The sequence below is a fragment of the Mesorhizobium sp. M1312 genome, from assembly GCF_040318115.1.
GTDB lineage: Bacteria > Pseudomonadota > Alphaproteobacteria > Rhizobiales > Rhizobiaceae > Mesorhizobium.
On sequence record NZ_JAMYLQ010000003.1, the window covers coordinates 12,309 to 32,990 of the forward strand.

General features: G+C 59.7%; 19 protein-coding genes and 1 pseudogene. 11 read left to right on the forward strand and 9 right to left on the reverse strand.

Going from position 1 to position 20,682, the window contains the following annotated elements:
- The 6 genes from hisD to NKH36_RS05250 all read right to left on the reverse strand — a co-directional run bounded on the left by hisD (position 1) and on the right by NKH36_RS05250 (position 6,342).
- Positions 1 to 1,323: a histidinol dehydrogenase gene (gene hisD / locus NKH36_RS05225; protein ID WP_352957878.1), complete on the reverse strand. Its 1,323-nt coding sequence runs from the start codon at positions 1,321 to 1,323 to the stop codon at positions 1 to 3.
- Positions 1,324 to 1,359: 36 nt separating this feature from the next.
- Positions 1,360 to 2,160, reverse strand: a complete 801-nt coding sequence (locus NKH36_RS05230) for an ABC transporter permease (protein WP_352957879.1) — start codon at positions 2,158 to 2,160, stop codon at positions 1,360 to 1,362.
- Positions 2,157 to 3,101, reverse strand: coding sequence for an ABC transporter permease (locus tag NKH36_RS05235; RefSeq protein ID WP_352957881.1), 945 nt, complete (start codon positions 3,099 to 3,101; stop codon positions 2,157 to 2,159). The genes NKH36_RS05230 and NKH36_RS05235 overlap by 4 nt, the downstream gene beginning before the upstream one ends.
- A gap of 63 nt (positions 3,102 to 3,164) precedes the next feature.
- Positions 3,165 to 4,271 carry an ABC transporter substrate-binding protein gene (locus NKH36_RS05240; protein WP_352957883.1) on the reverse strand — a complete coding sequence of 369 codons (1,107 nt, stop codon included), beginning with the start codon at positions 4,269 to 4,271 and terminating at the stop codon, positions 3,165 to 3,167.
- 35 nt (positions 4,272 to 4,306) lie between these two features.
- Positions 4,307 to 5,452 carry an ABC transporter ATP-binding protein gene (locus NKH36_RS05245; protein ID WP_352957885.1) on the reverse strand — a complete coding sequence of 382 codons (1,146 nt, stop codon included), beginning with the start codon at positions 5,450 to 5,452 and terminating at the stop codon, positions 4,307 to 4,309.
- A gap of 116 nt (positions 5,453 to 5,568) precedes the next feature.
- A complete protein-coding gene (locus tag NKH36_RS05250; protein ID WP_352957887.1) occupies positions 5,569 to 6,342 on the reverse strand; it encodes an SDR family NAD(P)-dependent oxidoreductase in 774 nt (257 codons plus the stop codon).
- A gap of 74 nt (positions 6,343 to 6,416) precedes the next feature.
- Here NKH36_RS05250 and NKH36_RS05255 point away from each other — a divergent pair.
- Positions 6,417 to 6,754 (forward strand): annotated as a pseudogene (locus NKH36_RS05255) (PIN domain-containing protein); the annotation flags it as partial.
- A gap of 103 nt (positions 6,755 to 6,857) precedes the next feature.
- Here NKH36_RS05255 and NKH36_RS05260 read toward each other — a convergent pair.
- Complete coding sequence (locus NKH36_RS05260; RefSeq protein ID WP_352957889.1) at positions 6,858 to 7,097, reverse strand: hypothetical protein; 240 nt, start codon at positions 7,095 to 7,097, stop codon at positions 6,858 to 6,860.
- A gap of 446 nt (positions 7,098 to 7,543) precedes the next feature.
- Between NKH36_RS05260 and NKH36_RS05265 the strand changes: the two genes are divergently transcribed.
- Together NKH36_RS05265 and NKH36_RS05270 are read left to right on the forward strand one after the other, a co-directional pair.
- A complete protein-coding gene (locus NKH36_RS05265; protein WP_352960676.1) occupies positions 7,544 to 8,116 on the forward strand; it encodes a transglutaminase-like cysteine peptidase in 573 nt (190 codons plus the stop codon).
- A 393-nt stretch (positions 8,117 to 8,509) separates the two neighbouring features.
- The gene (locus NKH36_RS05270; RefSeq protein ID WP_352957893.1) at positions 8,510 to 9,256 is read left to right on the forward strand and encodes a TylF/MycF/NovP-related O-methyltransferase; all 747 of its coding nucleotides are present in this window, start codon (positions 8,510 to 8,512) and stop codon (positions 9,254 to 9,256) included.
- A 6-nt stretch (positions 9,257 to 9,262) separates the two neighbouring features.
- Here the strand turns inward: NKH36_RS05270 and NKH36_RS05275 are convergent, their stop codons facing one another.
- Complete coding sequence (locus tag NKH36_RS05275; RefSeq protein ID WP_352957894.1) at positions 9,263 to 10,198, reverse strand: GSCFA domain-containing protein; 936 nt, start codon at positions 10,196 to 10,198, stop codon at positions 9,263 to 9,265.
- 300 nt (positions 10,199 to 10,498) lie between these two features.
- Between NKH36_RS05275 and NKH36_RS05280 the strand changes: the two genes are divergently transcribed.
- From NKH36_RS05280 to NKH36_RS05315, 8 genes are all read left to right on the forward strand, one after another.
- Entirely contained in the window at positions 10,499 to 12,304 is a 1,806-nt protein-coding gene (locus tag NKH36_RS05280) for an ABC transporter ATP-binding protein (protein ID WP_352957896.1), read from the forward strand.
- 6 nt (positions 12,305 to 12,310) lie between these two features.
- The gene (locus NKH36_RS05285; RefSeq protein WP_352957898.1) at positions 12,311 to 13,489 is read left to right on the forward strand and encodes a glycosyltransferase family 9 protein; all 1,179 of its coding nucleotides are present in this window, start codon (positions 12,311 to 12,313) and stop codon (positions 13,487 to 13,489) included.
- 8 nt (positions 13,490 to 13,497) lie between these two features.
- Positions 13,498 to 14,685: a hypothetical protein gene (locus NKH36_RS05290; RefSeq protein ID WP_352960680.1), complete on the forward strand. Its 1,188-nt coding sequence runs from the start codon at positions 13,498 to 13,500 to the stop codon at positions 14,683 to 14,685.
- Positions 14,675 to 15,847, forward strand: a complete 1,173-nt coding sequence (locus NKH36_RS05295; protein WP_352957902.1) for a glycosyltransferase family 9 protein — start codon at positions 14,675 to 14,677, stop codon at positions 15,845 to 15,847. The genes NKH36_RS05290 and NKH36_RS05295 overlap by 11 nt, the downstream gene beginning before the upstream one ends.
- Positions 15,848 to 16,036: 189 nt before the next feature.
- Positions 16,037 to 17,071, forward strand: a complete 1,035-nt coding sequence (locus NKH36_RS05300; RefSeq protein WP_352957904.1) for a hypothetical protein — start codon at positions 16,037 to 16,039, stop codon at positions 17,069 to 17,071.
- Between the two features lie 38 nt (positions 17,072 to 17,109).
- Positions 17,110 to 17,874 (forward strand): sulfotransferase domain-containing protein, encoded by a 765-nt coding sequence (locus tag NKH36_RS05305; RefSeq protein ID WP_352957906.1) that lies wholly within the window; start codon positions 17,110 to 17,112, stop codon positions 17,872 to 17,874.
- Positions 17,875 to 18,114: 240 nt separating this feature from the next.
- Positions 18,115 to 18,642 carry a class I SAM-dependent methyltransferase gene (locus NKH36_RS05310; RefSeq protein ID WP_352957908.1) on the forward strand — a complete coding sequence of 176 codons (528 nt, stop codon included), beginning with the start codon at positions 18,115 to 18,117 and terminating at the stop codon, positions 18,640 to 18,642.
- 333 nt (positions 18,643 to 18,975) lie between these two features.
- Positions 18,976 to 19,665, forward strand: coding sequence for a sulfotransferase family protein (locus tag NKH36_RS05315; protein WP_352957910.1), 690 nt, complete (start codon positions 18,976 to 18,978; stop codon positions 19,663 to 19,665).
- A gap of 18 nt (positions 19,666 to 19,683) precedes the next feature.
- Here the strand turns inward: NKH36_RS05315 and NKH36_RS05320 are convergent, their stop codons facing one another.
- Positions 19,684 to 20,601, reverse strand: a complete 918-nt coding sequence (locus NKH36_RS05320) for a sulfotransferase family 2 domain-containing protein (protein ID WP_352957912.1) — start codon at positions 20,599 to 20,601, stop codon at positions 19,684 to 19,686.
- Positions 20,602 to 20,682 lie beyond the last annotated feature (81 nt).

Genomic DNA, 20,682 nt, shown 5'->3' on the forward strand with positions numbered 1-20,682 from the left:
CTACCGCACCAGATATCGGTCGCGCACGTCGGAGACGGCGTGTTCATGCGAGGAGAAGCCTTCATAGCGGGCAAGCGTGCGGGCATGGCGGGCGAATTCCGGATAGGCCGCCGCCGTCACGTAGCCGATCGAAGAGCGCTTGACGAAATCCGTGACCGAGAGCGGTCCACAGGTACGCGCCCAGCGGCTGGTCGGCAGCACGGCGTTGGGACCCAGCCCGAAATTGCCGATCGAAACCGGCGTGTGCGGCCCCATCAGGATCTCGGCAGCTTCGGTGATGTGGCCAAGGTGCGCGAAGGGGTCGGTGGAGAGGATCTCCAGATGCTCGGGTGCATAGTCGTTGATGAAGCGGTAGCTCTCTTCGATCGACGCCGTCAGCACGATTCCGCCGCAGGCGCCGGTCAGCACCGCGGTGGAGAACGCTACCCGCTGATCGGTCATGCGCGCCCAGTGCTCCGGCAGCGCCGCCAGTGCCTCCTCCGCCACGCGGCGGCTGTGGGTCACCAGATAGGCCGACGAGTCCGGTCCGTGCTCCGCCTCGATGAGGAGGTCAAGCGCGGCCAGCCCGCCATGCAGGCTGTCGTCTGCGAGGATGATCGCTTCGGACGGACCGGCGGGAAGGCCGGGATCGATGACTCCGGCAAGCAGCCGCTTGGCCGCAACCACCCAGGGGCTGCCTGGACCGATGATCTTGAGCGCGGCCTTGATCGTCTCCGTGCCGTAGGCGACCGCAGCGACCGCCTGTGCGCCGCCGCACTTGTACACTGTTTCGACGCCGGCGAGGCGCGCCGCAACCAGCGTCGCTGCGTCCACCGAACCATCCGGCGCTGGCGGCGTGACGATAGCAAGCTCCGGGACGCCCGCCACCACGGCGGGCACTGCGGTCATCATTGTCACCGAAGGGAACGCCCCCTTGCCGCGCGGGACATAGAGCGCCACCGAGCGGATCGGCGTGAAGCGGTCCCCGGCATAGGCGCCGGGCCGCATTTCCTTAAGCCACATCGCTTCCGGCTTCTGCTCTTGGTGGAAATGCCGGATGTTGTCGATGCCGAAGCGAATGGCGGCGACCACGTCCTCGTCCACCATGCCGAAGGCGGCGTCGAACTCGGCGGGGCTGACCTTCAGCCGCGCGGCATCGAGATCTGCCTTGTCAAAGTCGCGGGCGAAGCGGACGAGCGCGGCGTCACCTTCTGTTCGGACCGCCTCGATGATCGGTGCGGCCTTCTCCATAAAGCCAGAGAGATCGGTCTCTGAGCGTTGCATTAATGCCGCACGACCAGCGGCGTCGAGTTGGCTCAAGTCATGGAACGAGACGTTTGGCATAGGATTTCCCTTTGCTGCCCGGCAGGCCGGCATTCCTCATTTTGATTTCAGGAAGATGTCGAGCCCGACCAGCCTGTCGAGCAGGAAGATGGCGACAGCCGAGCAGGCGATGAAGACCACGGAGATCGCGGCAAGGTCCGGTGTGATGATCGAGCGGATGGAATTGTAGATTAGCACCGGCAGCGTCACGATGCGCGCATCGACGAGCAGCAGGCTGACTAGGAACTCGTTGAGCGCAAGGATGAACATCAGCAGCGAGCCGGTGATCACCCCCGGCATAACCGCCGGCAAGGTGACGGAGAAGAACACGTGGAGCGGCGGCGCGCCGCAGTTGGCGGCGGCCAGTTCCAGGTCCGGGTCAAGCCCGGTGGCGCTCGCCGTCACCGCCCAGATCATGAAGGGCAGGTTGATGACGCAGCAGGCGATGCCGACCGGCCAGAGCTGGCCGAGAATGCCGGCGTTGCCGAAAATCAGCATGAGGCCGATGCCCGATCCGATCAGCGGGATGGTAAAGGGCAGCAGCAGATAGATCTGGATCGTCTTCTCAAAACGCACCGCATATTTCGCCAGCGCGATGCCAGCCAGCGTGCCCACGGGAATGGCAACGAGCGTACAGACCGTTGCGACTTGAAGCGTGCGCAGGAAAGCGTTGCGCAGGTCGGCAGCCTGCGAGATGCGCGCGTACCACCGCAGCGACAGCCCTTCCGGCGGAAACGTGATGATGTTGCCGCCGGTAAACGATGCGCCGAGCACGACAACCGTCGGCGCCGAAAGCGTTATCAGGGCGATCGTCACCAGGGTCCACAGGACAACGGATTTGCTGCGCGAGCCGCTCACGCCCGGGACCTCCCCATGGCGAGCGTTCCGGCCCCGAACAGCGCGAACACGAGGCCGACAAGGATCGACCCGAGTGCAACCAGCATAAGCGCCAGCGTCGCGCCGAGGCCCTGGTCGGACGTTCGGAAGAACTGGTCGTAGATGGCGTTGGCGATGAAGTCCTGCGAGCCGCCGCCAAGGATCGCGGGGACTGCAAAATCGGTGAGCGAAAGCGTCAGCACCACCACACCGGCGCCGATGAAGCCCGGACGAGCGAGTGGCAACACGACATGGATGAACGTGCGAACCCAGTTCGCGCCGAGCGATCCAGCGGCCGCTTCCAGTTCTTCGGGAATGCCGGTGAGTGCCGGCGCGAGCATCAGTACGGCGAACGGCAGCATGTACTGGACGAGGCCGAACAGCACGGCGGGATAGTTGTAGATGAGCCGCATCGGGGCAACCCCGACAAGGCCAAGCGCCTCGTTTACCATGCCCTGGTTGCCGAGGATGATCAGCCAGCCATAGGCACGCACCACCTGGCCGATGAAGAAGGGCAGGAACAGCGCAATCAGCAGGAACTTGCGCAATCCTGGCGAACGCGTGCGCACCATCAAGTAGGCGTAGGGAAAGGCAAAGACCAGCGTCATCGCGGTGACGATCAGGGCGGCAATGAGGCTGCGCTGCGCGACAACGAGGAATAGCGGCTCCGTCAGTGCGCGGCGGAAATTGGCGAAGGAATAGTCGTCGGAGAACTGGAACGTGGTGGTATCGAGCGTGCGCAGGCTCGCATCCGCGATCTGGATAAGACCAAGCACCAGCAGCCCGACAAGCAGCACTGCCGGAAGCAGCATCAGATAGGGCGTGGCGCGCCTGAACCGCGCCGGCCAGATAGCGGCGGCAACGCCTTCCAGCGCATCCATGACGCGCCATTTCAAGGGATAGGCTGTTCTGGCTGCCCGCATGAAAAATCCGTCTTTGACGTGAAGGAGCCGGTGCCGCGCAAGCGCAGCACCGGCCGACCGGCGTCAGCCCTGCATGATCGCCTTGAACTTGGAAAACCACTCGCTCTCATTTTCGACCTGGATCTTCGACGAGATACGGATGAGGCGCTTAAAATCCGCTTCGGTGGTCGGATAGGAGGGATCGCCCACCAGATCCTCGGGCGGTGTGAGGCCCGGCACCACGCCCGGCAAGCCAAGCCCATCCAGCCAGACCTGCTGGGCTTCCTTGGTCAGCGCATGGTTGATGTACTGCTTGGCCCAGTAGAGTTCGTTTTCCGGCAGGCCCTTGGGAATCCACAGACCGTCCGTGTCAAATTTTGCGCCCTCTTCCGGCACGACCCATTCGATTTTGACGCCGTTCTTGCGGGCCTCTCGGGCGTTGGTCGAGATGGTGCAGGCGGCATCAATCTCGCCGTTCTGGAACCAGGTGGTGAAGTCGGGATCTTCGCCGAGCAGCGGCTGCTGCGCCTTCATCTTGGTGATGAAATCCCAAGCCGGCTGCATATTGCCGGGTATGTCCTCCAGCTTGCCGCCACCGGCGACCTGCGCGGGAAAATGGAAGCCGATGCCGTCATTGTAGAAGGCAAGCCGGCCCTTGAACTTCGGGTCGAGCAGATCCTTCCAGGATTTCGGCGGCCCGTCCGGGAATGCCGCGGGCCGATAGGCAAGCACATAAACGTAGCCGTAGGTATTGACGATCGGGAAACCTTCCAGGCCGGCCGGCTTGGCAAGGTCGGTCACATTGGCCAGGTTCGGCAGGTCGGAAAGGTCTTCCGTCACGCCGCGCAGTGCCGACTTCGTGGCATTGGTGGTGGTGTCCCAGTTGATGTGGATCGGCGGGACGCGGTTCTGCGCCACGGCCGCCCAGACCTTTGGCTGGATCTCGTTGTCCTCGGTCAGGTCGTGACGGACGGCAATCCCCGTCATTTTGGTGAAGCTGTCGGACACGCCGGCCTTCAGGCTGTCCACCCAGCTGCCGCCCCAGGCGCGCACGATGATCTCCGCCGGCTTTTCCGGTTCCTGCGCATAGGCGCCGCGCAGGCCGAGCGCTGAGGCGCCGCCGAGCGCGGCTGTGGCCTGAAGGAAGGTTCTGCGGGAAAGATGGGATAATGTCGGCTTGAAGCGCTTCATCTGCATTCTCCTCTGGGTTTGACCGGTTTCCGGTTCTATCGAAAAACAAGCATGTCTCTGGCATTCCACCCCAGGAACACGCTTTCGCCTATGTCGAACTGCGTGTGCGCGGCGGGATCATGGTCGAAAACGCGAATGACCTCGTCGCCAATCGCGGCGCAGGCTACCTCGTAGACCATGCGCTCGCCTTCGAAGATCGTATCGGTGACAGTCCCGGCCAGCATGCAATCGAGCTTCGACAGCTGCGCAGCATCGCCGGCGAGACGGATCTGTTCTGCGCGGATCGCTCCCGACGCCTTGCCGCCCTCGATGGGTGGATTGACCGGATCGCCGACCTTGCCGGCAAGCATCAGAGCACCGCGAAGGATGGAGATGTCACCCCCTTCCGATACGGACCGTACCGTACCGGCAATGAAGTTGGTGACGCCGATGAAATTGGCGACGAAGGCGTTGCGGGGCTGACGGTAGGTGTGGATCGGCCGCGCCTTCTGCTGGATCTCGCCCTGATCCATGACGACGATGTCGTCGGAAACCACCAGCGCCTCGCGCTGGTCATGGGTGACGTTGATCGTGGTGACGCCGAGCTCGCGCTGGATGCGGCGGAATTCGAGCTGCATTTCCTCGCGCAGCTTGCGGTCGAGTGCAGCCAGCGGCTCGTCGAGAAGCAGCAGGTCGGGCTCGAACACCAGCGCGCGCGCGATCGCGACGCGCTGCTGCTGCCCGCCGGAAAGTTCGTGAATGCGCCTGCCGCCATAGCCCCCGAGGCGGACCAACTCGAGATATCGCTCGACGCGTTCGGGAATGGTGCGTGCGTCGCGCCGACGCATCTTCAGCGGGAAGGCGACATTCTCAGCCGCCGTCATATGTGGAAACAACGCAAGCCTCTGAAAGACCATGCCGATCGACCGCTTGTGCGGTGGCACTGCGCGCACCGCTTCGCCATTGATGAAGATCTCGCCGCTGCTCGGAGTCTGGAACCCGGCGATCATGCGCAGGAGGGTTGTCTTGCCGGATCCCGAGGGCCCGAGAATGGTGAGGAAGCGGCCCTTCGGCAGATCGAAGGACGCATTCTTGACGGCATGAACCCCATCGAAGTCCATCCCGACGTTGCGGACCGTGACCGCGATTTCCCTGTCGCCTTCCGCTTCGCGCGAAGCTGTGGCCCGGAAAGGCTCCTGCATTGTGGTTCCCCTTTTTGTCGCCGGTCGCATGCAAGAACGTCCAGCGTGTCAGGTGGTATATACAACCATATACAAGCTCAGTCTACACGGTCCTCATTGCGCCGCACCTCAGTCGCTCAGATGGATGCGAGATAGCCGCCGTCGACTGGGAGGCAATGCCCGGTGACATAGGCAGATGCCCCGCTCGCCAGGAACACAACGGCGCCGGCCAGATCCTGCATCGTGCCGAAGCGCCGCTGCGGGATCTTGGCCAGCATCGCCGTCTGCCAGTCGGGATCCTGATAAAAGGCATCCGTCATCGCCGTATGGAAATAGCCCGGAGCGATGGCGTTGACGCGGATGCCGAGCGATGCCCATTCTGCGGCGAGCGCGCGCGTCATGCCCAGGAGCCCAGACTTGGACGAACCGTAAGGCACCGCGGTCGGAATGCCGACATAGGAGGTCAACGAGCAAAGATTGATGATCGCGCCACCGCTCTTGTCGGCAGCCATCCGCCGCGCCGCAGCCTGCGCGCAGAAGAAGGCGCCCTTCAGATTGGTAGATACGATGCGATCCCACACGGCCTCGTCGACGTCGAGCGAGGGCCGGACTTGTTCGTAGCCGGCGTTGTTGACCAGGATGTCGAGCCCGCCAAAGGCATCCGCGGCCTCATCGACCACCACGCCGATACGATCGGTGTCGAGCACGTCGAGAGATCGGCAAAACGACCTTCGCCCGTTAGCGCTAATTCGGTCCGCCGTCTCACGAAGCGATGTTTCGTCGCGGGCGGTCACCGCGACGTCGGCACCAGCTGCGGAGAGCGCCTCGGCCATGGCCTGGCCGATGCCGCGGCTGGCGCCGGTCACCAGCGCTTTTTTTCCCGTCAGGTCGAACAAGGGAGCGGCGTCCATGCTGTCACGGCTCCTGTATTTTTCGAAATTGCATGCGGGAAACGAACACCAGTTGCGGCCGGTTGTCTATACATCTTGCTATCTTCGCCGTGACGATCGGCGATATCGCCTTGGGCATCCAGAAAATTCGACCCGATCAGCGTGCCGAGCGTCTGGAGCGGGAACTCTCGTATTGTCGTCGGTTTGCCGATCGGATCTTCGGCTGACCGAGGAAGCCGCGATGGCCTATGGGGAAATCATGGCTACTGCCGCGCGGCAGGGCCGGGGGATGTCGTCGCCCAACGGCATGATTGCTGCAATCTCAAGGCTGAATAGCGGCCGCTTGGCGACGCGGAATTTGGGTGTCTTCGGCACGACTGGTCTCAAGTCGTTCTCTCCGTGGGAGTTCCGACCCTCGGATATGGCTCATTGAGGACTGGAGCATGGCGGCAGGATTTTCTTGCGCCCCAGTCCAACCACCCTCGTTGCATTGCGGGTGATTGGACATTTTTGCATGGGAAGACAAGTTTCGTGTATTAACGGCCCGCCCACGGTGCACGACCCCTAAGAACATTGGCGGGCTGTGGCTGTCCTTCCTTCAGGGCTACCACCAGTGGAGGCAAGGAAGCCGTGTGACTGGTGTCTAAGGTCATTCCGCTGTTGTCGACGCCAGTGGCAAATCCGCGGGTCGGATCGCGATCCGGGTTTTGAATGGCAGCGAGCGAGACTCCCGTCGACATGGCAAGGAGGGCGATAGCCATTACAAGCTTGTTCATCGTATTTTCCTTTCTTCGAATGAGCAGACCGGCCAATCGGCGTCTCGCGCGCTATGGACTCCTGCTTGCGAAATCGCTGTCGGCTTTCTGTCCCGTCACTATGACAAGGCTTCCTGCTCACGATTGAAACTTACGCCGCGCCTGTCGCAGAGGTTTGCCCGGGTGCCATCGAAATGTATCCGAATGTATGCGAAATCTACGCGAGAGCGCCGTAGCTCTTTGGACTTTCGGTCCCTTCGCCAAATTTGGCTACAACTTTTTCTCGGCCGCCTGTCCACGTTTGGCGATGGCGACGTCGCTCTAAATTGTGTGTCGGCTGCGTTGATGTGCCCATGAAAAGATGGTAACGCGATATTAAAGATTGTTTCGGGTCGTTACCTTGGGCGGGGCGAATGGGATTGGTGATACCGCGGGCATGGTTGTCTGCCGGCCTACTGATAGGCTTGATGATGTCCGCGACGCCGATGGAGAAAGCTTCGGCCGATGCGGTGCCTGGTGCCATGGCCACCGGGCAGCGGACCTCCATCCCGGTCGGCCACGTCGAATTCTGCCGAAGGCAGGCCGCAGAATGCAGGATACGGTCGGGCGAGGTTCCTCCGGTCCTTATGACCAGTGGAATGGAAGACAAGCTCGCGTCCGTCACCAAACTCGTGAATAGATCGATCAAGCCCGAGAGCGATTTTGCCGTTCACGGCACGATGGAATTTTGGTCCTATCCTGACAGCGCGGTGGGTGACTGCGAGGATTACGTCCTGCTTAAGCGCCAGATGCTCAATTTGGAGGGCATATCGCTCTCGAACCTCCTAATCACCGTCGTCAGAAAGACGGACGGCGAGGGGCACGCTGTGCTGACGGTCAAGACCGACAAAGGCGACTATGTGCTCGACAACCTCAATGACGATGTGAAGCTTTGGTCCAAAACTGGATATAGATTTCTAAAAAGGCAATCGTCCATAGATACCGGGCGCTGGGTCGCGATACTTGAACACCCCGATGTTCTTGTCGGGGCAGTCGACTGAACCTTTCGTCGCCGCAAGGGCGATGATGAGCCTGACCTTTCGACGTGCATCTCTGCCGCAGGGGCGTTGGCCTTGCTGCATGCAAATGTGTGATAATGAGGCGCGGCGCCATCAACTGCGGCGCGCAGCGCAAGCCGGGGAGTGCGTTAACACCGACATCCGGCGGGATTGACTGTTTTCCGGACCGGCCCAGGCACGTGACCCGTGATCTTGAGTCGCACCCCATGCGAGTCGCAACCTCGACATTGCCTTATTGCGGGCACGGAAAAGTGCTTTCTTGCGGCGCTCGATAAGCCCATGTCCTTCAGCCGGAACTCGACTTCATTCCGCGTCTGATGCCGGCAGAGCTTTCGATTCCGCCCGCTTTATGAACAGATCGAATGACTGGTACCGATGAAATTAAGAGATGTGGCACTCGCTGTTGTTTCGAAAAAACGCAGAGGCGTGGCTTGGTATAAGGTTTCTCAGAAGAAGGCCGACAAATACGGGTTCTATGTTTATTCCAGGCATATGGTCTGGAGGCACCAGCCATTTTTCCGAAAGGCGCTGCAGCGGGTCAAAAACATCCGCGGGATTCCAGATCCCCGGGCTTTCGTCCTGCAAAGCTGCTTGCGATCGATCGAGCGTATCGATGGCGATGTGGCCGAATGCGGCGTAAGGCAAGGCCGGTCGACGATATTCATGCTGATGAGCGATCTTCGGCCACGGCACTATTACCTTTTCGACTCGTTCGCAGGCCTCTCGGAACCAACCGCAGAAGATAGCAAACCAAACGGCCGAACGTCATGGAACTCCGGCGATCTCGGCACCGACGAGAAGGTAGCCAGAGAGAATATTTCCGACTTCAGCAACACCACTTTTCATGTGGGATGGATACCGGAAACTCTTTCCAACGTATCTGACCGGCGTTTCGCCCTGGTTCATATTGACGTCGACCTATACGAGCCGACACGTGACGCGCTTGCCTTCTTCTACGATCGGGTGTGCGCCCATGGCATGATCATATGTGACGACTACGGCTCTGCGCTCTGCCCTGGAGCCCGAAAGGCCTTTGACCAATTCTTCGAAAACCGCCCGGAAGGCATCATCGAACTTCCGACGGGGCAGGCGATTGTTGTAAAGGCAAGTAGCGCTGAATAGCTGAGGCTACGCCGACGACGGAGCAAAGTACGCCTTGAAGAACTGATCAACGATCTCGTCGACGACTGGTTGCTTTACGTGTCGTAAGTCCTCTCTATAGCTGCGAGCAAGGCCTCCATAGGTGACAAACTCGAACGAGGGAAGGTAATGGACATTGTCCCGTTCCCGGCAGACTTGACCAAGCACAGCCCGAAGAACGGATTTGCCTTCAGTGCTCGCGGTGACGACATCCACGTCTTGAAACGTGCGAGCCAATGCAACCGGTGAGACTGTGAGAATTATCGGTGCATCGGGTTTGTGTTGACGGACCATGTCCACGGTAGCCATCACGTTGGCGTAGTTTTCCTGGAAGCTGCTGACGTGAAGCGTGGTTTCCTGCATTCCGCCTCCGCCACGATAAAGCGGTTTCTGTGCTGCCACTCTGCCACTGGCCCTGTTGATGAAGACCTCAGTCATTCCGAAGGTGAATATGAATGCCGTGGCCGCATCAAAGCCAACCCGCATCTCTCGGTTCATGCTCTCGATCACCTCTCTGAGAACTTGCGGAGAGTTGGCGAAGATGCCACGGCGGTACGGGTCCTGAAAGCAGATCGGGCCCCAAGGAGCACGTTTCTTGATTTGCCACCAGTCGTCATGAGCCTGATCCCACAACCCGAGCATTTGCTCGATCTGAAGGCGAACAGTGAAGGTGTTGTAGAAGTTCATATGCTCCTGCCGAGGCAACTCATCTACGATAGCCTGTGCGGGATCGAAGCTGATATTCCTGTAAGACGGAACGCATGCGATATGTCTGCTTGTCAATGCACGTCGAATTTCCTGCGCGAAGCAACTCCCCATCGTGAAAAATATATCGTCAGAAGTGAATATTGAGGTTTTGCGGATTGTAATGGCACCAGAAATGACGAATTCGTCATACTTGGTGTTTGATTTGTCCGATGCCATCAAACGGATAGGTTTCATGTACCCGAGTTGGTGACGGAGCCGAAGGTACTTTCGTCTAACGCGCTCTAGCAATGTCACAATCGCTCCATGATCTTCATAGCCGGCCGCCGACAGCAATGCCCGACACCTAGTTCGCTTCGCCGCTAGCCGCAATCAGGAGGATTCAAGATTGACTATAACTTCGAACGAAGTCAGACGTCAGGTATCAGTTTGGCGCATGTGTGACGGCGTCGAGAGTATTTTCATGGATCGGCAGGAGCGAGGGTCGTCAGAGAACGATACATCGCATCGGGAAACGCAATGAGCGCAAAGAAACGAATTTCAGCGGCCCTGACGTACCCGCTGGTCAAGCGCCTGATCCTCGAGAACCTGCCGCCGCACATAAAGCTGTATCTCACCGGTTTGCTGTGTTCGATCGTCGCTGCGACGGCGACCGGCGCAACGGCTTGGATCATGAGTGTCATGATCAACAGCATTTATGTGGAACGGAACGCTGCCGCCGCATGGGGTATTAGCGCCATGATTGTCGGCATTTTCCTGGTCAAGGGGATCGCTGACTACTGCCAGACCATCACAACGGGGAAGATTCGCCGGGCTATCGTTTCGGACCTTCAAAACCGCCAGTTTTCCCGGATGGTACGTTTCGACATCAACCGGTTCGCCAATCAGCATCCGGCGAAATTCGTCTCCAAGATCATGTTCAACGCGCGCGCCGGGGCCGCCGTTATTCTCACCCTCACGAGCAGCACCGTCTCCGATGTGCTGAAGCTGATTGCCCTGGCAAGCGTCATGGTCAAGCAGGATCCGATGATGTCGCTGATATCCGTGGCGGTTCTACCCCTGCTATTCCTATCGGTGGGCGCCATAACCAGGAAGCTCAAGGCGCTGGCAAGGGGCGAGACGGAATTGGCTGCCCTGGTCCAGTCGATCGGCACGGAAGCCGTCGAAGGTATCCGCACCATCAAGTCCTTCCAACTCGAAGACAAGGCGGCTGCCAGCTTCGCAAAGGCTGTCCGCAAGATGGAAAGGCGCGGCATCCAGATCAACCGGACATCAGCGTTGATGAGTCCCTTGATGGAGACCGGCGGCGGTTTCGTCATCGCCCTTTTCATCATATACGCAAGCTGGCAGACCCTCGGCAACGGCAAGACGCCGGGCGAGTTCATGGCCTTCATAACCGCCTTTATGCTTGCCTATGAACCCGCCAAGCGGCTGGCCCGGGTCAATGTCGACATCCAGAAGCAAATGGTGGCCGTCGGGCAGATGTATGATTTGATCGACACGCCCGAACAGCGACAACTCGCAACCGCAGGCGAGCACCTTACCGATGTTGAGGGCGGCATCCGTTTTGAAGATGTGGCCTTCTCCTATGAAGGCAATAGCCCTGCGCTGCACGGTGTTTCCTTCGAGGTGCGACCTCGTGAGAAGCTGGCGATCGTCGGCCGCTCCGGCGCCGGCAAGACAACCATCGTCAATCTTGTCCTGCGCCTGATGGAGCCGGACAAGGGCAGGATTCTCCTCGACGGAAAGGATATTTCGAAGATCAGCCTCTCCGACGTTCGCGACAATATCGCACTGGTGTCACAGGACGTCTTCCTGTTCGAAGGCTCGATCCGTGACAACATTCGTGACGGACGCCCGAACGCCACCGATCGGGAGATCGAGTCCGCGGCGGACCTCGCCCGGGTCACTAGCTTTGCCTCTAACCTGGAAAACGGGCTCGACACGCTGGTGGGGCCGAGCGGCACCAATCTGTCGGGCGGGCAGAAACAACGCGTTGCCATCGCGCGCGCGCTACTCAAAAATGCTCCCGTGATTGTCTACGATGAAGCAACATCCGCGCTCGACGGCGAAAACGAACGGGCGGTGATGGAGGCAGCCTTCGACGATGCATTTCAGCGCACGGTGATCTGCATTGCCCACAGGCTTTCAACCATCAAGGCGGCCGATCGTATTCTGGTATTTGACGCTGGCATGCTCGCGGACTCCGGGACGCACGACGAGCTTGCCAGGCGCAGCGAAATCTATCGTTCGATCTTCCATCTGGAAGCGTCCGCTCCGGTCGTCGAAGACGGCAAAAAGCTGCGGCAGAGCGTATTGCGCTGAAGGCCGATGACCAGTTTTTACCACGGTTCCTACATCCGGTATGTGATTGGTGGATTGGGCCTGCAGTTGCGCCGATACACAAAGGCCGTGCGGAGGCTGTATACCGGCGCCAAGCCTCGTTCCGTTCTTGAGCAGCAGGCCAAGGTCGACGCGCTGATCGCGCGCAGGGACTGGACAGGACTTGAAGCAAGTACCGATGAAACGGCCATCATGGCCGATCGTGCCCGCGACCCCGAGCTGATGCAGAAGGCAGGCCAGGCGTTCGAACGGCTGGGCAATTTCGCGCGGGCGGCCGAGCTTCGGCTTTCCGCTCGCCGGCTACGAAAAGGAAAAGGTGCCAATGAGTGGAAGGGAGAAGACATCGGTTCGGATACACTGCTGATCGATCTCGTAGAGGATGACCCTCGCAGTCTTGGCCGGGTTATCCGCCATGCGCGACTGGCCGGCGCCGCCGCTGCATGTGCGCAAAGCGCGACAATTCGGTGCGAGCCGCGCCTAGTTCCGCTTGTGCAGCGGACGTTCCCGAATGCGACCGTGGTCCCAGCGCAGCAGAATGTCGTTGCTGACAAATTTGCGACCTTCGAAAATCTCGCCTCGGTTTTCGGCCGCGATGCCGAAAGACTTGCCGCCGATTTCGTGCCGCTGCGAGCAGATCCTGAACTCGTCGAGACATTCCGCAAGCGCTATCGCTCGCTGACGGATCTGCCACTGGTGGGTCTGTCCTGGGGCAGTAAATCCCATACAAAGGACGTGCCTGATTTCCCCGAATGGGCACGTTTCATCGCCCAGACACACGCGACATTCGTTTCCCTCCAGTACGGACAGATCAAGCCGGCGCTGCGGCGCCTGCGCAACGGCAATGACGCGCGGCTTATCTATGATGACAGTGTCGACCAGATGTTTGATATGGACCGTTTCGCCGCGCAGGTCGCCGCGCTCGATGCCGTCGTAACGATCAGCAACACGGCGGCCCATCTGTCCGGAGCACTCGGTGTTCCGACTGTTTTCCTGATCGACGACAAGTTTCAGACAGCGTGGCCAGTGATTGGCGATCGAACGCCCTGGTATCCGAAGGGGCTCGTCATTCGCAAGGAAGGACGTGCCTGGCCGGTGGTACTCGACGACGTCGGCCGGCGGCTCTCGTCGATTTTGACGGCGCCTTCGACGCTGTCTAGCGATAGTTGAGGGTCGCTGTGCCGAACAGACGATCCATCCTTGAAAAGGCAAAAGCCGCCGACCTGCGCCCGCAAGGTGTTGATGGCAAGCGGCTGCAGAAGGTTCTCGATCGGGCAAAGAAGTTTTTCAGGCGTCCCTCGCGCCATGCTGACGAAAACGTCAAACGCCATGTCAGCCTGATGGCGCAGAGTATCGAGCGGCGTGACTGGAAGGTGGCCCGGGAGCATGCGCTGGCACTCGGCCTGCTCGGTGAGCAGCTTGGCGATCGCGGGCTTGTCAAAAAAGCCGGGCGTGGACTGAGACGTCTCGGCGGCGGGAATCGTGCCTGGCAGTTGATTGCGTCGAGCAAGCAAGTGCCCGGCCGGCCGGAATGGGATGGCAGTGATCTTGCGGGTCGCAGGCTTGCGATCGAGCGGCGCGAAGGCGATCTTGCAATCTTCTTCCAGTTCGCATCGCTGCTGGGGCCGGTGGTCGCTGCTGCCGACCGATGCACCGTCTTCGTGGAGCCGCGACTCGCGCCACTTTATCGCCGAACCTATCCTGCGCTCGATGTCAGGCTTGAGGAAGCAGGGGAGGCGGCGGCGGTGGACGCCGATGTCTTCGCCTGTTTCGAGACATTGGCGAGGTACTTCTGGCCGGATGAGCCGACGGCACGCGCGCCATTCCTTCCATTGGAGCCGGACCGCCGACTGGTCGCCGAGTTACGCCGCAGCTATCTCGATCGTGGCCCGGGGCCTCTGATCGGCTTCGCCTGGGGAAGCTTGAACAAGAGCAAGGACCTGCCGGCTCTGGATGATTGGCGGGCGTTGCTCGGCAATCTGCCGGGACGTCTCATCAGTATGCAATATGGCGACGTCGGGCCAGCGCTCTCCGAATTCGAACACTGGGCGCCTGGACGCATTATTCATGACGCTTCCGTCGACCAGTTGTCGGATATGGACCGCTTTGCCGCGCAAATCGCGGCACTCGATTCGGTGGTGACGATCAGCAATACCGGCGCCAATCTGGCGGGAGCGCTTGGCGTTCCGACTGTCGTCATGATCGACGATGGGTTTCGGCTGTCGTGGCCTGCCTTCGGCGACACAGTAACCACTTATCCAAGCGTTCGACTGGTTCGAAAAGGCGACCAGCCATGGGCGTCAGCAATGCAGGAAGCAGGTGAACGGGTTGCGCAAATCATCGGTGGAGTTGGTGATGGCCGCTAGCCAACTCCTTCGCCGGTTCCGCCGCGTTGTCGCGCTTGCCGGCTACAAATACAAGGTCTGGTTCCGTCGTCACCGGCGGCAGCTTTTCCTTCGCTGGCGTGATGGCGACATTGCCGATCAGATGGCGGATTATCGGCGAAGCATCGAGGCGCGCGATTGGTCGGCCGCACTGCCGAAAGCGCTGGCTCTGGGGTCGATTGCGAAGTCGAGGGGCGAGGTTCACCTGCTCGACGAGCTTAGCAAGGCGCTGATGCGTATGGGCGCCTACGGCCCGGCGGCCGAGATCAAGATCGCCCGGCGCCACATCGTTGAAGGCCGCGTCAACGGCGAATGGCTCGGCCAGGATATCTCGGACCAGGTCTTGCTCGTCGATCTGATGGAGACCGAAAAACAGGGTCTGGCCACCGCGATCCATCATGCGAGTTCCGTCGGCCGTGCGCTCGCCCGGGCCGCTCGTTTGATCATCCTGGTCGAGCAGCGGTTGGTGCCGCTCTTTCAGCGGACGTTTCCCGCCGCCGATGTGCGAGCGGTCGGTCGGGGGGGCAAGGCCGCCTACGGAGAGGCCCAGGCCTTTGCGGGCGTTCAGCATCTGACTGCCGTGTTCGAGACGGATGAGACCACGATCCGGGAGCAGTTCGTCCCGCTGAAGCCGGATCAGGCGCGAGTCGCTGAACTTCGCGCCCGCTATCGGAAGGATGACCTTCCGTTGGTCGGCATCGCATGGGGCAGCTCCAATCCTGGCAAGGACCTGCCGCCACTTACGGCGTGGCGAGGGCTTATCAGCCGTCCGGACATCCGGTTCGTTTCGCTGCAATACGGCCAGGTAGAGGCCGACCTGAAGATCCTGACCGATGGCGAACTGGCGCGTATCGTCCATGACGGAACAATCGACCAACTTGTCGATATGGACCTTTTCGCGGCGCAGGTTGCTGCGATGGACGCCGTGGTTACCATCAGCAATACCGGGGCGCATCTGGCGGGCGCGCTCGGCATCCCGTCGGTCTTTATTCTTGGTGATGGTTTCAAGCGCTCCTGGCCGGTCGAGGGCGATCGCACACCCTACTATCCTTCCGCCGTGCTGGTCTCGAAACGGGAACGGCCTTGGGCCGCGGTGATGGAAGACGCACAACGCCACATGTGCTCACTCATCGGCGCTCTTTGAATCTACCATGCAAGCATCGCGAGTGTGCAAGGCGGGTCACAACCGGCGGAGTAGTCAAGCGCCTTTCTTGACGGCGAGAGCATTGTAAACTACCGGCGGGCGGCCGTTCTAAATTTAACGGATAAAAGGCGACGCATATCTTTGGGTAGGTTCCGAAACAAGGCGGCTTCTCCTGTCAGGGAAAGCTCTGTGCAGCGGCTCTTCGCGGCGTACCGGCTTGTGCATCCAGGAAATCTGTTCAAGCGCGGGCGTATCTACGCTCGCGGCAGGGCAGCGACGAGAACCGTCTACTTCGTCCCCCACAACCGCAACAATGTTCGCCTGCTGGCAGACGCGGCAGATATTCTGGTTGACCGCGGCATCCGATGCGTGTTCGCGCATCTTGATGGATTGAAACGCGGCGGCGTAGCGCGGCCTGAACTCAATGCCCGGGGAACATCTCATATCGGCTTTGCCGAGCTCGAGCGGATGATCAGACCCGGCGACATGCTGGTGACTGGAAATGACTATGCGCCGCAATTCTTTAGGCGGTTCATAGACTCCATCAACTTCGGCATGGTCCGTGTGGTCGGCCTCATCGGAGGTGCGCGACTGCTGCAGCCGCATCGATTTGTGAGAGCTGACTACATCCTTTCGATGGGACCAGCGGCGCTGCAGCAAAGGCGACAGCCGACATACGTTGTCGGCTCCCCGGTAATTGAGCGTGCCGTCGGAAGTGCTGGCGCCAGGCACGATGAAGGGCTTTTTGTGCTGGTGAACTTCAAGGGGGATATCGAGGACCCCACAGATCGCCAAGCGATTGAAGCCGTGGCAGCCGCATGTGCGAAACTCGGCCTGCCCTATGTCGTTAGCGTCCACCCCACGATGTTCGCAAAAGTCGATTTGCCGAACAAATCGACCCTGGAGTTCGCACAACTGCTACCGGACGCTCTGGCGCTCGTAACGCGCCCAAGCACTACTGTTTACGAAGCAGTCGCCTGCGGCATTCCGGTGGTGCTGTTTCCGCTGGTTTCGCCCATGGTCGAGTTCGACAGCCCCATGGGTGCTTTCAAACCAACCTTGTCGGAGCATGACCTCGTCGAAGATATCCGCGCTGCGGTCAGGTCAAGGTCGACTTATTTTGAGCAAAGCCGGGACTTCCTCAATGCCAATCTGTCGATCGATCCAAGGGTGCCGGCTTCGCAACGGATCGCCAATGCCTTAATCGATATCTACAGTCGCTGATCTGCTCGATCAAAGTGCCGCAAATCGGAGTCCGCAAGTTGAGTTTGTTGTCCAACTTCTTTGCAAGAAAGCCGCCCCTCCTTGTCGTCTCGTTTCCCAAATCCGGGCGGACCTGGCTGCGCGTGATGCTTGACGATCTGGGCGTCGATGCGGCTTACACGCACGACGGTTCCGACCACAAGGATCTGCGCGACATTACGCAGATCAGCCCCGACAAATCTCGCTACAAACGGCAACGGATTCTGTTCCTGACGCGCGACCCCCGCGACACTGCTGTGTCTGGATATTTTCAGGTCAACAAACGCCATGGGCTGGAAGCAGGTCCGATCGGCGATTGTATTAGAAGCCCCAAACACGGTGTCGAGAAGATTGCTCTTTTCAATCTGCAGTGGTTCGCAGCCGCAAGTCACATGCGAAAGATTGCGCTTCTGCGTTATGAAGATGTGCAGCGGGATACAAACGACGCATTGCGCAGCATCGGGAAATTTTTGGGAAAACCCTTTGACGAGTCGCAGCTTGCCGATGTTGCCGTCAGCAGATCGTTCAAACGAATGCAGCAATCTGAAATGTCAGGAGAACTGGGTGCGCGCTATGGCGGAAGATTGCAGCCACGCGATCCTGACGACCCGGAAAGCTTCAAGGTTCGAAAGGGTAAGGTCGGTGGTTATTTGGACTACCTCAGCGCGGATGATGTAGCCTTTTGCGACAATGTGCTTGCGCGGCTCGATTACTGGAGGCGGCTCGATGAAGCCTTTCAGCAGCATGGCATATCTTATGCCGACAACAGGGCAGGTGTGAATTGATCCGATGCACTAGCGGCACAACCCTGACTGCGACAATTCTCGCCTCCCATCCCGACGTTTACCTGCCTTTCCGCCGTGCCGGTCTCGAAGCGGGAACGAACATCGGCTGCAGTGATGGTTGAGGCCGATGCCATTCTGGCATCATGGGTCATATTGTGAGTGGCTGAGGGCTGCCTCCTTGCTGGCGCAACGCTACAGATTATACAACGGCCGACTTTGCCCGGCCACGAAAGGTGATTCATGCTGTTTTGGAAATTTCACAAGAAATTCGCGGGAACATGGGAGGATCGTCTCGAAGGATTATTTTCGTGCGGGGTAAACTACTCAGACAAGACAATCCTGGATGTTGGGTGCAATATGGGCATTGTCGCTTATGAAATTTCTAAACAGAGACCGGCCTACATCCACGGTATCGACATCCTGAAACCACATATCGGCGTGGCGCGGTCAATCTTTCTCGGGTCGGACGTCGAAAGTCGATTTGACGCCATGAACCTGGGGAGCCGCAAGCTTCCGTCTGTTCTACGCGACCGCTACGACATCGTTCTTCTCCTCGCTGTGTACCAGCATTTCCGCAGGGGGGTGGGCCAGGAAAAGGCCGATCTCATCTTCACCGACATCATCAACCGTGCCCAGACCGTAGTAGCGCGCGTTCCCGACGAGGAAGACACCTGTCTTCAATCTCTAATCGATGGCGCTGGATTCACCATGTCTCATCGCAGCAGGTCGCCCCGCGGGAGTACAGTTCTGGCTTATCATCGCAACTAAGGGACGGCGCGGAACGTTTCCGTTACAGCATGGCGGGTTTTCTCAACCCGCGGCGATCCGGGCGCCAACTCTGATAATCTAAAGGAGGCCGTCTCTCTTGTTCTTTCTAAAATTGTTCCAGGCCAAAGCGCCGCCTCTTCCCTTGTCGTATCCTTTCCAAAATCAGGGCGCACCTGGCTGCGTGTCATGCTGGACGATCGTATTGAGGAGCAACTGGCTAAGTTCGCATATTGGGAGAAGCTGGACAAAAGCTTTAGCAAGAACGGCTTATGCTATGCGCGCCTCAATACAGTACTCGGGTCGCCTCAGGTTGGGAACACTGCCGAGATGGTGATGCGGACCGGATTCGTATGCGGCTGCGGGCATAGCGGCACAACCCTGATTGCGACAATTCTCGCCTCCCATCCCGACGTCTACCTGCCTTTCCAGGAAACCAACGTTTTCTTCAAATGGACCCCACTGGCGGTGTTCCGCTACTGGAAGCTGAAGCGCGCCGCGCTTCGCGCCGGAAAGACCTTTCTGCTCGAAAAGACGCCGCGGCATATCCGTCGCGTCGGCCGGATCCGCCGGCTCGTGCCTGGCGCGCGTTTCGTGATGCCGGTGCGCGACGGGCGCGACGTCGTGGCGTCGCTGGCCAAACGTCTCGGCGATCCGGCGGAGGCGCTCGACCGCTGGATCGACGACAATGCGCTCGTTCTTGCCGAACAGGAAGCACCGGATGTGCTGATTTACCGCTATGAGGATCTGGTCGAGGATCCGGCCAGGATCGTCGAGCGCATCTGCGGCTTTCTCGATCTGTCCTTCAGTTCGGACCTGCTCGACTACCACAGGAACCCGCAGCAATGGTTCAAGCCGGCCGAAGCCGAGGTTGAGACGCGACATACCGCCCTCCGCAACCAGCAGGTCAACAAGCCGATCTATGATGGCCGCGGCCGCTGGAAGACCGAACTGGGTCAGCAGGAATTGATGGAGCTTACCGAGGGGCGTGGGAAACCCCTGATGCAGGCGTTCGGGTACATCTAAGACCGCCGCGCGACCGCTTTACTCTGGAAGTGCGCGCGGATAGCCAAACTGATCGAAGTCGCGCTCATACGCGCGATAGATGGTATCAGCCAGTTCTGGCGTGAAATAGTCGGCAAGCCTGCGGCGCGAGGAGGTGTGCAGAGGTGGCATCGCCGCGCGTCTCATCTCGTCGCTTGCACCGACATGATCCAGAACCCGTTCGAAGTCCTGTGCGAAAGTCTCTGTCTTGCCGACGAGGTCGAACGCCACTCCTGGAAGGTCGATGATGTCGCTTTGCCTCTGCCAATGCTTGTCGATGCGCCAAGTGGAAGTCGCGCAGGCAAAGGCGACGAAATCTGCAAAGGACAGGCTCTTGTCGGGACCTACAGGCAGCGCCGGATTAGCCCTTTCGCGGTAGGCTAGATAGACCTCCACCCTGCCATAACCAGGCACAAGCGGACGGTCGCGATACTGGTCGGCCCAGCACGACAAAAGCCGGGTATAGGGATTGCGAACGAAGGTAAATCGCAAGGCTTCGGGACTTGTGGCCATGCGATAGAACTGCAGGACGCCATGGCGAGGCGCCTGCAAGTTCGACGCCTTTCGGTTGTGCACCCTCCAGTTCTGATCGCTGCGCCACCCCGACACGGTGTCGTTTCCGATCATGGCTGCAAGGTTGCCGCGAATACGGCTGCTCGCCGCCTTTGGCGTGGCGAGGTACAGGATCTTGAGTTGCGGGACTACGTCGATCAGGTCGTCCGGCAGATATGCGGTCTCCATGGCCCTGCGGTAAAAAGCGAGAGCTTCCGGATGCGCCCAGGCAAGAAACGGCTCCTTGACCAGACCGCGAAGATTTCGCAGTCCTGGTCGCAACGAGCGCTCGAGGCGGCGGATCACGCCGATCTTGCGTTTGCCCGATATGACCGTGTCGGCGGGCGAAACATGGCTGGTGGTCATCGGCAAAATCCTCGCCTTGAAAGCAGTCTGCCAGTCGTGGCATAGGCGCAGCCACGCAGAACTATACCGCAATGCCCCTAT